The organism is Bacillus altaicus, from assembly GCF_042136375.2.
In the GTDB taxonomy this organism is placed as follows: Bacteria; Bacillota; Bacilli; order Bacillales; family Bacillaceae_G; genus Bacillus_A; species Bacillus_A cereus_U.
Genome location: NZ_CM143394.1, coordinates 1 through 13,510, shown reverse-complemented (window position 1 = coordinate 13,510; position 13,510 = coordinate 1). Strand labels below are relative to the sequence as shown.

Sequence of the window (13,510 nt, the reverse complement as noted above, 5' to 3'; positions counted from 1 at the left end):
ACATAATAAAAAGGAAGGTTTAACTGCATATTAATCATTTCTTAACTATTTCCTTAAAAGTAGTGTGTTTTAGGACGGAAAAACCAAAAGTAGTTCGTTCCCGGGGAATACTGTCAACCCATATACGCCCACCATTTTTTTCAACGAGGGCTTTAGAAATAGAAAGTCCGAGGCCACTACCACCGTAAGAAGGATTTCTTGATTGTTCACTGCGGTACATCCGCTTAAATACGTTTTGTAAATCATGTTTTGGAATACCGGTTCCCTTGTCCCAAATAAGAAGCTCATATTCTGTATTGGTTTCTAGTAGTTCGACTCCTACTATTTTCCCAGCTTTTCCGTAATGGATAGCGTTTTTTATTAGATTACCTATAATTCGTATAAGGCTAAGGTGATCTGCAATAATAGGAGAAGTAGATTCTGGTATGAGAACTTGTAGTTCAATGTTATGTTTTGATAGCTCGGGTAAAAATTCGATTAATACTTCTCTAGTAACTTCAGAAAAATCGAGTTCTTCTTCTTTTAATGGAAATTCATCAGCATCTAGCTTGGCAATATTAAAGATTTCATCGACCAGATGTTTTAAGTCATTCGATTTCTTATAAAGTATTTCAAGATATTCTTGCTTTTCTACTTCAGAAGTAGCGACATCATCTTTTAAAGCATCAATATATCCAATAATAGAAGTGAGTGGTGTCCGGATATCATGTGAGATATTAGATAAAAGTTGTTTTCTAGCTTCTTGGGATTTCCTTGCTTCGATCTGACCCTTTTCTAATGCAGCTATTAATTCGTTTATTGAAAACACGATATTATTTAATGAACGGTCGTTATTTGTGAATAGCCTCGTTTGTAAATTCCCTTTAAGTGCACGGCTTAATTTAGTAACCATCGATTCGTTGCTTTGAATAAAGTGAACTCTTGAAAAGAAAAAGTATATTGTGATTATGATAAGAGCAATAAATAAAGATACTTTTACATGGTATCCCATATCTATATTTAAAAGTCCGCAAATGATAAGTTGTAATGAAATAAGAAAGAGGATCTTATCATTTTTCAACCTTTTCACCTACAAACTTATAACCGATTCCCCATACAGTCTGAATGAATTTTGGATTGGAAGAATCGATTTCTATTTTCTTTCTAAGCTTTCTGATATGCACCATAACGGTATTATCATCTTCTATATAATTATCGTCCCATACATTTCGAAAGAGTTGTGTTTTTGTAAATACTTGCTCTGGGTTTGAAGCGAAGAATTTTAATAGTTCAAGTTCTTTTCCAGTTAAGTTGATTTCTTTTCCGTTCGTATGGACCGTGTATTTTTTAAAATCGATAGTTAGCCCTTTAAATGTTAAAGCTGTTTTCTCTTGTCCGTTAGTATTACTTTCAAGAACTAAAAAACGTCGCATAAGAGCTTTTACTCTTGCAACCACTTCGTGATCTTTAGCAGTTAGCATTAATATAGGAATGTTCGTTGTATCTCTAAGCTTTCTACATACTTCGATCCCATCTACTTTTGGTATCATAAGATCTAATATAACGAGGTTATAGTTGTTTGGATTAAATAAGCGCAGGGCCTCTTCACTGTTGATCGCAGTACCTACTATGTATAACTCTCGGATTTCTTTATCATAGTCTGCTATAAGAATACGTATATCTTTCATATCGTCACCTGTTTCTAATAGAATGTTATTGATATTACAATTTGATAAACAAAGGGGAGTAGGGAGCGGTAATAAAAAATAAAGCAACTTTCTACTTATATACTATTAATTATTAAAATAAGGTTGCTAATTTAGCTGAAAAGAATCAATCGTATGAGTTCGGTAAGATGGGGGGAGCGAGTCCTTTGTAATAGAGGAGTGCCTAAATTGAAAAGTATGTAGAAGGATAGATTAGTAAAGAAAAGTAGACGATGGTTTCTATGTTAAATGAAATCTTTATAGGTCCGTATCTAGAGCTAAAAGAGTACGAAGGTATTAAATTAAATATCTTTATAAAAAGGTGTTGACGATTATCCTATAGAGGTGTAATATAGAACAAGTCGCCGATAGCAATAACGCAGAAAGCGACAAACGAAATAAAAAACTTGGTTGACATTACAAATTGGAAATGTTAACATAAGGGAGTCGCAAATGAGCGGCAGACAAGTTCTTTGAAAACTGAACGAAACAAACAACGTAAACGTCAATTTTTATTTTTAGATGCTAGACAAACTAACTTTATTGGAGAGTTTGATCCTGGCTCAGGATGAACGCTGGCGGCGTGCCTAATACATGCAAGTCGAGCGAATGGATTAAGAGCTTGCTCTTATGAAGTTAGCGGCGGACGGGTGAGTAACACGTGGGTAACCTACCCATAAGACTGGGATAACTCCGGGAAACCGGGGCTAATACCGGATAATATTTTGAACTGCATAGTTCGAAATTGAAAGGCGGCTTCGGCTGTCACTTATGGATGGACCCGCGTCGCATTAGCTAGTTGGTGAGGTAACGGCTCACCAAGGCAACGATGCGTAGCCGACCTGAGAGGGTGAACGGCCACACTGGGACTGAGACACGGCCCAGACTCCTACGGGAGGCAGCAGTAGGGAATCTTCCGCAATGGACGAAAGTCTGACGGAGCAACGCCGCGTGAGTGATGAAGGCTTTCGGGTCGTAAAACTCTGTTGTTAGGGAAGAACAAGTGCTAGTTGAATAAGCTGGCACCTTGACGGTACCTAACCAGAAAGCCACGGCTAACTACGTGCCAGCAGCCGCGGTAATACGTAGGTGGCAAGCGTTATCCGGAATTATTGGGCGTAAAGCGCGCGCAGGTGGTTTCTTAAGTCTGATGTGAAAGCCCACGGCTCAACCGTGGAGGGTCATTGGAAACTGGGAGACTTGAGTGCAGAAGAGGAAAGTGGAATTCCATGTGTAGCGGTGAAATGCGTAGAGATATGGAGGAACACCAGTGGCGAAGGCGACTTTCTGGTCTGTAACTGACACTGAGGCGCGAAAGCGTGGGGAGCAAACAGGATTAGATACCCTGGTAGTCCACGCCGTAAACGATGAGTGCTAAGTGTTAGAGGGTTTCCGCCCTTTAGTGCTGAAGTTAACGCATTAAGCACTCCGCCTGGGGAGTACGGCCGCAAGGCTGAAACTCAAAGGAATTGACGGGGGCCCGCACAAGCGGTGGAGCATGTGGTTTAATTCGAAGCAACGCGAAGAACCTTACCAGGTCTTGACATCCTCTGAAAACTCTAGAGATAGAGCTTCTCCTTCGGGAGCAGAGTGACAGGTGGTGCATGGTTGTCGTCAGCTCGTGTCGTGAGATGTTGGGTTAAGTCCCGCAACGAGCGCAACCCTTGATCTTCAGTTGCCATCATTAAGTTGGGCACTCTAAGGTGACTGCCGGTGACAAACCGGAGGAAGGTGGGGATGACGTCAAATCATCATGCCCCTTATGACCTGGGCTACACACGTGCTACAATGGACGGTACAAAGAGCTGCAAGACCGCGAGGTGGAGCTAATCTCATAAAACCGTTCTCAGTTCGGATTGTAGGCTGCAACTCGCCTACATGAAGCTGGAATCGCTAGTAATCGCGGATCGAGCATGCCGCGGTGAATACGTTCCCGGGCCTTGTACACACCGCCCGTCACACCACGAGAGTTTGTAACACCCGAAGTCGGTGGGGTAACCTTTATGGAGCCAGCCGCCTAAGGTGGGACAGATGATTGGGGTGAAGTCGTAACAAGGTAGCCGTATCGGAAGGTGCGGCTGGATCACCTCCTTTCTATGGAGAATTGATGAACGCAGTTCATCAATAAACGTTGACTTGTTTTGTTTCGTTCAGTTTTGAGAGAACTATCTCTCAAGTTTAAATGTATGTTCTTTGAAAACTAGATAACAGTGTAGCTCATATTTTTTTAATTTTAGTTTGGTTAAGTTAGAAAGGGCGCACGGTGGATGCCTTGACACTAGGAGTCGATGAAGGACGGGACTAACGCCGATATGCTTCGGGGAGCTGTAAGTAAGCTTTAATCCGAAGATTTCCGAATGGGGAAACCCACTATACGTAATGGTATGGTATCCTTACCTGAATACATAGGGTAAGGAAGACAGACCCAGGGAACTGAAACATCTAAGTACCTGGAGGAAGAGAAAGCAAATGCGATTTCCTGAGTAGCGGCGAGCGAAACGGAATCTAGCCCAAACCAAGAGGCTTGCCTCTTGGGGTTGTAGGACATTCTATACGGAGTTACAAAGGAACGAGGTAGACGAAGCGACCTGGAAAGGTCCGTCACAGAGGGTAACAACCCCGTAGTCGAAACTTCGTTCTCTCTTGAATGTATCCTGAGTACGGCGGAACACGTGAATTTCCGTCGGAATCTGGGAGGACCATCTCCCAAGGCTAAATACTCCCTAGTGATCGATAGTGAACCAGTACCGTGAGGGAAAGGTGAAAAGCACCCCGGAAGGGGAGTGAAAGAGATCCTGAAACCGTGTGCCTACAAATAGTCAGAGCCCGTTAATGGGTGATGGCGTGCCTTTTGTAGAATGAACCGGCGAGTTACGATCCCGTGCAAGGTTAAGCTGAAGAGGCGGAGCCGCAGCGAAAGCGAGTCTGAATAGGGCGTTTAGTACGTGGTCGTAGACCCGAAACCAGGTGACTCTACCCATGTCCAGGGTGAAGTTCAGGTAACACTGAATGGAGGCCCGAACCCACGCACGTTGAAAAGTGCGGGGATGAGGTGTGGGTAGCGGAGAAATTCCAATCGAACCTGGAGATAGCTGGTTCTCCCCGAAATAGCTTTAGGGCTAGCCTTAAGTGTAAGAGTCTTGGAGGTAGAGCACTGATTGAACTAGGGGTCCTCATCGGATTACCGAATTCAGTCAAACTCCGAATGCCAATGACTTATCCTTAGGAGTCAGACTGCGAGTGATAAGATCCGTAGTCAAGAGGGAAACAGCCCAGATTGCCAGCTAAGGTCCCAAAGTGTGTATTAAGTGGAAAAGGATGTGGAGTTGCTTAGACAACTAGGATGTTGGCTCAGAAGCAGCCACCATTTAAAGAGTGCGTAATAGCTCACTAGTCGAGTGACTCTGCGCCGAAAATGTACCGGGGCTAAATACACCACCGAAGCTGCGAATTGATACCAATGGTATCAGTGGTAGGGGAGCGTTCTAAGTGCAGTGAAGTCAGACCGGAAGGACTGGTGGAGCGCTTAGAAGTGAGAATGCCGGTATGAGTAGCGAAAGACGGGTGAGAATCCCGTCCACCGAATGCCTAAGGTTTCCTGAGGAAGGCTCGTCCGCTCAGGGTTAGTCAGGACCTAAGCCGAGGCCGACAGGCGTAGGCGATGGACAACAGGTTGATATTCCTGTACCACCTCTTTATCGTTTGAGCAATGGAGGGACGCAGAAGGATAGAAGAAGCGTGCGATTGGTTGTGCACGTCCAAGCAGTTAGGCTGATAAGTAGGCAAATCCGCTTATCGTGAAGGCTGAGCTGTGATGGGGAAGCTCCTTATGGAGCGAAGTCTTTGATTCCCCGCTGCCAAGAAAAGCTTCTAGCGAGATAAAAGGTGCCTGTACCGCAAACCGACACAGGTAGGCGAGGAGAGAATCCTAAGGTGTGCGAGAGAACTCTGGTTAAGGAACTCGGCAAAATGACCCCGTAACTTCGGGAGAAGGGGTGCTTTCTTAACGGAAAGCCGCAGTGAATAGGCCCAAGCGACTGTTTAGCAAAAACACAGGTCTCTGCGAAGCCGTAAGGCGAAGTATAGGGGCTGACACCTGCCCGGTGCTGGAAGGTTAAGGAGAGGGGTTAGCGTAAGCGAAGCTCTGAACTGAAGCCCCAGTAAACGGCGGCCGTAACTATAACGGTCCTAAGGTAGCGAAATTCCTTGTCGGGTAAGTTCCGACCCGCACGAAAGGTGTAACGATTTGGGCACTGTCTCAACCAGAGACTCGGTGAAATTATAGTACCTGTGAAGATGCAGGTTACCCGCGACAGGACGGAAAGACCCCGTGGAGCTTTACTGTAGCCTGATATTGAATTTTGGTACAGTTTGTACAGGATAGGCGGGAGCCATTGAAACCGGAGCGCTAGCTTCGGTGGAGGCGCTGGTGGGATACCGCCCTGACTGTATTGAAATTCTAACCTACGGGTCTTATCGACCCGGGAGACAGTGTCAGGTGGGCAGTTTGACTGGGGCGGTCGCCTCCTAAAGTGTAACGGAGGCGCCCAAAGGTTCCCTCAGAATGGTTGGAAATCATTCGTAGAGTGCAAAGGCATAAGGGAGCTTGACTGCGAGACCTACAAGTCGAGCAGGGACGAAAGTCGGGCTTAGTCGATCCGGTGGTTCCGCATGGAAGGGCCATCGCTCAACGGATAAAAGCTACCCCGGGGATAACAGGCTTATCTCCCCCAAGAGTCCACATCGACGGGGAGGTTTGGCACCTCGATGTCGGCTCATCGCATCCTGGGGCTGTAGTCGGTCCCAAGGGTTGGGCTGTTCGCCCATTAAAGCGGTACGCGAGCTGGGTTCAGAACGTCGTGAGACAGTTCGGTCCCTATCCGTCGTGGGCGCAGGAAATTTGAGAGGAGCTGTCCTTAGTACGAGAGGACCGGGATGGACGCACCGCTGGTGTACCAGTTGTTCTGCCAAGGGCATAGCTGGGTAGCTATGTGCGGAAGGGATAAGTGCTGAAAGCATCTAAGCATGAAGCCCCCCTCAAGATGAGATTTCCCATAGCGTAAGCTAGTAAGATCCCTGAAAGATGATCAGGTTGATAGGTTCGAGGTGGAAGCATGGTGACATGTGGAGTTGACGAATACTAATAGATCGAGGACTTAACCATATAATATGAAGCAATGTTATCTAGTTTTGAAGGAATATACCTTCAATAGTTTGGTGATGATGGCAGAGAGGTCACACCCGTTCCCATACCGAACACGGAAGTTAAGCTCTCTAGCGCCGATGGTAGTTGGGACCTTGTCCCTGTGAGAGTAGGACGTCGCCAAGCAAAAACCTAAGTCGTTTCGACTTAGGTTTTTTTGTGTTTATTTTTATTTACCAAATGTTAAAATCCATAAATTTAATAACGCTAAAGAAGAAAAAAGAATGAAGTAGAAACGGTATAAAATAAAATTTGGATGTTAAAGTGATAAGAAGGTTATAAAGTAATATATTTAAATATAAATTAAAGGTAAGGATTACCTTTTTATGTTAATTTAGTTGTAGAATGAACAATAATGTTTTTGATCTAATATGAAAAGGTTATGCGAAAAAGAGCTGGATGGCTATTTTTCGTATAACCTTTTTGTGGTTTTAAAGGATTTTACTTAAGAAAAAATCTATAATTAAGGTAGTTAACATATATTTTTTGATGGGTGTGGGGGATTATGAAAGAAATATGCATGTTATTAGTGGCTGTTATATTATGGGGGACGGCAATTGCGCCAACGAAATGGGCATTAGAATCTATTCAACCATTTACTTTGTTATTTATTCGTCTTTTCTTTGCGGGTGGAATTTGTATGCTTTTTTCATATGGCCAACTTCAAAAAGCAATCGTACATAAACATATTCCATGGAAAAGAATGAGTTTGCTATCTTTTACTGGTGTAGCTGGGTATTTTATGTTCACATCCTACGGGATTTCTTTAACAAGTGGATTACATGTTAGTATCATTGATGCTGCATTGCCATTAGTTACAATTCTTTTTTCAGCGTTCTTTTTGAAAGAGAAAATTCAGCCGAATTATTGGATTGGTATTATATTGGGGGCTATAGGGGTACTTCTTATTACAATTTCATCTAACAATGCAGATCAAGAGGTATCTTTAATAGGAGATATCCTTATTTTATTAAGTACCTTCTTATTTGCTTTCTATACAGTATTGTTAAAACAGCCGAAACAGGAACAGTATCTATCAAACAAGGTTTTTACAACATTAACTTTAATTATTGGATCGGTTATTTTATTACCATTTGCAATAGTAGAAACTTTTTATTACGGTTTCCCAAAGATTGAAACCTGGAAGACTGGATTTAGTGTAATGTATCTTGTTATTGGAGCGACAATTTTAGCATATTGGTGTTGGAATAAAGCACTAGAGAGAGTTACAGCATCAGTAAGTGGATTATATTTAAATGCATTGCCGCTAATAAGTATTGTTGCTTCAATTGTTCTATTAAATGAATCTTTAACGTGGAGAATAGTAATAGGCGGCGGCTTAGTTTTATTTGGAGTGGTATGGGCGGATAAAAATAAATTAATTGATTTATTTATCATTTCCCGACAGAAAAGGCCCGCCTCAAGGAATGAGTAGGACGATAGTTTAAATAAGAGGAGGAGTTCAAAAGCTTAAAGAGTGCATGTATATAATGTGTAATTAAAAGGACGTCTTGTATGTAATGGGATGTCCTTTTTTATTATTTTCATTGAAATAGAGAAATAGGATAACTGAAATTAATATAGAAAATACCTTTTGGGATTTTTTTATTATTAATTGAATAAAAGGTATTGACGATTAGCATATAGAGGTGTAATATAGAACAAGTCGCCGGTAGCAACAACGCAGAAAGCGACAAAAGAAATAAAAAAACTTGGTTGACATTGAAATATGAAAATGTTAACATAAGGGAGTCGCAAATGAGCGACAAACAAGTTCTTTGAAAACTGAACGAAACAAACAACGTAAACGTCAATTTTTATTTTTAGATGCTAGACAAACTAACTTTATTGGAGAGTTTGATCCTGGCTCAGGATGAACGCTGGCGGCGTGCCTAATACATGCAAGTCGAGCGAATGGATTAAGAGCTTGCTCTTATGAAGTTAGCGGCGGACGGGTGAGTAACACGTGGGTAACCTACCCATAAGACTGGGATAACTCCGGGAAACCGGGGCTAATACCGGATAATATTTTGAACTGCATAGTTCGAAATTGAAAGGCGGCTTCGGCTGTCACTTATGGATGGACCCGCGTCGCATTAGCTAGTTGGTGAGGTAACGGCTCACCAAGGCAACGATGCGTAGCCGACCTGAGAGGGTGATCGGCCACACTGGGACTGAGACACGGCCCAGACTCCTACGGGAGGCAGCAGTAGGGAATCTTCCGCAATGGACGAAAGTCTGACGGAGCAACGCCGCGTGAGTGATGAAGGCTTTCGGGTCGTAAAACTCTGTTGTTAGGGAAGAACAAGTGCTAGTTGAATAAGCTGGCACCTTGACGGTACCTAACCAGAAAGCCACGGCTAACTACGTGCCAGCAGCCGCGGTAATACGTAGGTGGCAAGCGTTATCCGGAATTATTGGGCGTAAAGCGCGCGCAGGTGGTTTCTTAAGTCTGATGTGAAAGCCCACGGCTCAACCGTGGAGGGTCATTGGAAACTGGGAGACTTGAGTGCAGAAGAGGAAAGTGGAATTCCATGTGTAGCGGTGAAATGCGTAGAGATATGGAGGAACACCAGTGGCGAAGGCGACTTTCTGGTCTGTAACTGACACTGAGGCGCGAAAGCGTGGGGAGCAAACAGGATTAGATACCCTGGTAGTCCACGCCGTAAACGATGAGTGCTAAGTGTTAGAGGGTTTCCGCCCTTTAGTGCTGAAGTTAACGCATTAAGCACTCCGCCTGGGGAGTACGGCCGCAAGGCTGAAACTCAAAGGAATTGACGGGGGCCGCACAAGCGGTGGAGCATGTGGTTTAATTCGAAGCAACGCGAAGAACCTTACCAGGTCTTGACATCCTCTGAAAACTCTAGAGATAGAGCTTCTCCTTCGGGAGCAGAGTGACAGGTGGTGCATGGTTGTCGTCAGCTCGTGTCGTGAGATGTTGGGTTAAGTCCCGCAACGAGCGCAACCCTTGATCTTAGTTGCCATCATTAAGTTGGGCACTCTAAGGTGACTGCCGGTGACAAACCGGAGGAAGGTGGGGATGACGTCAAATCATCATGCCCCTTATGACCTGGGCTACACACGTGCTACAATGGACGGTACAAAGAGCTGCAAGACCGCGAGGTGGAGCTAATCTCATAAAACCGTTCTCAGTTCGGATTGTAGGCTGCAACTCGCCTACATGAAGCTGGAATCGCTAGTAATCGCGGATCAGCATGCCGCGGTGAATACGTTCCCGGGCCTTGTACACACCGCCCGTCACACCACGAGAGTTTGTAACACCCGAAGTCGGTGGGGTAACCTTTATGGAGCCAGCCGCCTAAGGTGGGACAGATGATTGGGGTGAAGTCGTAACAAGGTAGCCGTATCGGAAGGTGCGGCTGGATCACCTCCTTTCTATGGAGAATTGATGAACGCAGTTCATCAATAAACGTTGACTTGTTTTGTTTCGTTCAGTTTTGAGAGAACTATCTCTCAAGTTTAAATGTATGTTCTTTGAAAACTAGATAACAGTGTAGCTCATATTTTTTTAATTTTAGTTTGGTTAAGTTAGAAAGGGCGCACGGTGGATGCCTTGACACTAGGAGTCGATGAAGGACGGGACTAACGCCGATATGCTTCGGGGAGCTGTAAGTAAGCTTTGATCCGAAGATTTCCGAATGGGGAAACCCACTATACGTAATGGTATGGTATCCTTACCTGAATACATAGGGTAAGGAAGACAGACCCAGGGAACTGAAACATCTAAGTACCTGGAGGAAGAGAAAGCAAATGCGATTTCCTGAGTAGCGGCGAGCGAAACGGAATCTAGCCCAAACCAAGAGGCTTGCCTCTTGGGGTTGTAGGACATTCTATACGGAGTTACAAAGGAACGAGGTAGACGAAGCGACCTGGAAAGGTCCGTCACAGAGGGTAACAACCCCGTAGTCGAAACTTCGTTCTCTCTTGAATGTATCCTGAGTACGGCGGAACACGTGAAATTCCGTCGGAATCTGGGAGGACCATCTCCCAAGGCTAAATACTCCCTAGTGATCGATAGTGAACCAGTACCGTGAGGGAAAGGTGAAAAGCACCCCGGAAGGGGAGTGAAGAGATTCCTGAAACCGTGTGCCTACAAATAGTCAGAGCCCGTTAATGGGTGATGGCGTGCCTTTTGTAGAATGAACCGGCGAGTTACGATCCCGTGCAAGGTTAAGCTGAAGAGGCGGAGCCGCAGCGAAAGCGAGTCTGAATAGGGCGTTTAGTACGTGGTCGTAGACCCGAAACCAGGTGATCTACCCATGTCCAGGGTGAAGTTCAGGTAACACTGAATGGAGGCCCGAACCCACGCACGTTGAAAAGTGCGGGGATGAGGTGTGGGTAGCGGAGAAATTCCAATCGAACCTGGAGATAGCTGGTTCTCCCGAAATAGCTTTAGGGCTAGCCTTAAGTGTAAGAGTCTTGGAGGTAGAGCACTGATTGAACTAGGGGTCCTCATCGGATTACCGAATTCAGTCAAACTCCGAATGCCAATGACTTATCCTTAGGAGTCAGACTGCGAGTGATAAGACCGTAGTCAAGAGGGAAACAGCCCAGATCGCCAGCTAAGGTCCCAAAGTGTGTATTAAGTGGAAAAGGATGTGGAGTTGCTTAGACAACTAGGATGTTGGCTCAGAAGCAGCCACCATTTAAAGAGTGCGTAATAGCTCACTAGTCGAGTGACTCTGCGCCGAAAATGTACCGGGGCTAAATACACCACCGAAGCTGCGAATTGATACCAATGGTATCAGTGGTAGGGGAGCGTTCTAAGTGCAGTGAAGTCAGACCGGAAGGACTGGTGGAGCGCTTAGAAGTGAGAATGCCGGTATGAGTAGCGAAAGACGGGTGAGAATCCCGTCCACCGAATGCCTAAGGTTTCCTGAGGAAGGCTCGTCCGCTCAGGGTTAGTCAGGACCTAAGCCGAGGCCGACAGGCGTAGGCGATGGACAACAGGTTGATATTCCTGTACCACCTCTTTATCGTTTGAGCAATGGAGGGACGCAGAAGGATAGAAGAAGCGTGCGATTGGTTGTGCACGTCCAAGCAGTTAGGCTGATAAGTAGGCAAATCCGCTTATCGTGAAGGCTGAGCTGTGATGGGGAAGCTCCTTATGGAGCGAAGTCTTTGATTCCCCGCTGCCAAGAAAAGCTTCTAGCGAGATAAAAGGTGCCTGTACCGCAAACCGACACAGGTAGGCGAGGAGAGAATCCTAAGGTGTGCGAGAGAACTCTGGTTAAGGAACTCGGCAAAATGACCCCGTAACTTCGGGAGAAGGGGTGCTTTCTTAACGGAAAGCCGCAGTGAATAGGCCCAAGCGACTGTTTAGCAAAAACACAGGTCTCTGCGAAGCCGTAAGGCGAAGTATAGGGGCTGACACCTGCCCGGTGCTGGAAGGTTAAGGAGAGGGGTTAGCGTAAGCGAAGCTCTGAACTGAAGCCCCAGTAAACGGCGGCCGTAACTATAACGGTCCTAAGGTAGCGAAATTCCTTGTCGGGTAAGTTCCGACCCGCACGAAAGGTGTAACGATTTGGGCACTGTCTCAACCAGAGACTCGGTGAAATTATAGTACCTGTGAAGATGCAGGTTACCCGCGACAGGACGGAAAGACCCCGTGGAGCTTTACTGTAGCCTGATATTGAATTTTGGTACAGTTTGTACAGGATAGGCGGGAGCCATTGAAACCGGAGCGCTAGCTTCGGTGGAGGCGCTGGTGGGATACCGCCCTGACTGTATTGAAATTCTAACCTACGGGTCTTATCGACCCGGGAGACAGTGTCAGGTGGGCAGTTTGACTGGGGCGGTCGCCTCCTAAAGTGTAACGGAGGCGCCCAAAGGTTCCCTCAGAATGGTTGGAAATCATTCGTAGAGTGCAAAGGCATAAGGGAGCTTGACTGCGAGACCTACAAGTCGAGCAGGGACGAAAGTCGGGCTTAGTGATCCGGTGGTTCCGCATGGAAGGGCCATCGCTCAACGGATAAAAGCTACCCCGGGGATAACAGGCTTATCTCCCCCAAGAGTCCACATCGACGGGGAGGTTTGGCACCTCGATGTCGGCTCATCGCATCCTGGGGCTGTAGTCGGTCCCAAGGGTTGGGCTGTTCGCCCATTAAAGCGGTACGCGAGCTGGGTTCAGAACGTCGTGAGACAGTTCGGTCCCTATCCGTCGTGGGCGCAGGAAATTTGAGAGGAGCTGTCCTTAGTACGAGAGGACCGGGATGGACGCACCGCTGGTGTACCAGTTGTTCTGCCAAGGGCATAGCTGGGTAGCTATGTGCGGAAGGGATAAGTGCTGAAAGCATCTAAGCATGAAGCCCCCCTCAAGATGAGATTTCCCATAGCGTAAGCTAGTAAGATCCCTGAAAGATGATCAGGTTGATAGGTTCGAGGTGGAAGCATGGTGACATGTGGAGCTGACGAATACTAATAGATCGAGGACTTAACCATATAATATGAAGCAATGTTATCTAGTTTTGAAGGAATATACCTTCATCAGTTTGGTGATGATGGCAGAGAGGTCACACCCGTTCCCATACCGAACACGGAAGTTAAGCTCTCTAGCGCCGATGGTAGTTGGGACCTTGTCCCTGTGAGAGTAGGACGTTGC

The 13,510-nt window shown here is 45.8% G+C and carries 3 protein-coding genes and 6 rRNA genes; 7 read left to right on the top strand and 2 right to left on the bottom strand.

Annotated elements, in window-relative coordinates; genetic code table 11:
* Positions 1–34 precede the first annotated feature (34 nt).
* Entirely contained in the window at positions 35–1,060 is a 1,026-nt protein-coding gene (locus ACE38F_RS00045; RefSeq protein ID WP_375371401.1) for a sensor histidine kinase, read from the bottom strand.
* A complete protein-coding gene (locus ACE38F_RS00040) occupies positions 1,050–1,667 on the bottom strand; it encodes a response regulator transcription factor (RefSeq protein WP_375371400.1) in 618 nt (205 codons plus the stop codon). Before ACE38F_RS00040 ends, ACE38F_RS00045 begins: the two co-directional genes overlap by 11 nt.
* A gap of 558 nt (positions 1,668–2,225) precedes the next feature.
* On the opposite strand from ACE38F_RS00040, the gene ACE38F_RS00035 reads away from it, so the two are divergent.
* The 7 genes from ACE38F_RS00035 to rrf (ACE38F_RS00005) all read left to right on the top strand — a co-directional run bounded on the left by ACE38F_RS00035 (position 2,226) and on the right by rrf (ACE38F_RS00005) (position 13,510).
* A 16S ribosomal RNA gene (locus tag ACE38F_RS00035) occupies positions 2,226–3,779 on the top strand.
* Positions 3,780–3,925: 146 nt separating this feature from the next.
* Positions 3,926–6,849, top strand: a 23S ribosomal RNA gene (locus ACE38F_RS00030).
* Between the two features lie 49 nt (positions 6,850–6,898).
* Positions 6,899–7,014 (top strand): 5S ribosomal RNA (rrf, locus tag ACE38F_RS00025).
* A 379-nt stretch (positions 7,015–7,393) separates the two neighbouring features.
* Positions 7,394–8,323: a DMT family transporter gene (locus tag ACE38F_RS00020; RefSeq protein ID WP_375371408.1), complete on the top strand. Its 930-nt coding sequence runs from the start codon at positions 7,394–7,396 to the stop codon at positions 8,321–8,323.
* 410 nt (positions 8,324–8,733) lie between these two features.
* Positions 8,734–10,284 (top strand): 16S ribosomal RNA (locus ACE38F_RS00015).
* Between the two features lie 146 nt (positions 10,285–10,430).
* Positions 10,431–13,350: ribosomal RNA gene (locus ACE38F_RS00010) — 23S ribosomal RNA — on the top strand.
* A gap of 49 nt (positions 13,351–13,399) precedes the next feature.
* Positions 13,400–13,510, top strand: a 5S ribosomal RNA gene (rrf, locus tag ACE38F_RS00005).
* The 16S, 23S and 5S rRNA genes sit together here, the layout of an rRNA operon.

Coding starts and splice junctions, on each gene's coding strand:
- ACE38F_RS00040 (WP_375371400.1), bottom strand. CDS start 1,667: ATGAAAGATATACGTATTCTTATAGCAGACTATGATAAAGAAATCCGA.
- ACE38F_RS00020 (WP_375371408.1), top strand. CDS start 7,394: ATGAAAGAAATATGCATGTTATTAGTGGCTGTTATATTATGGGGGACG.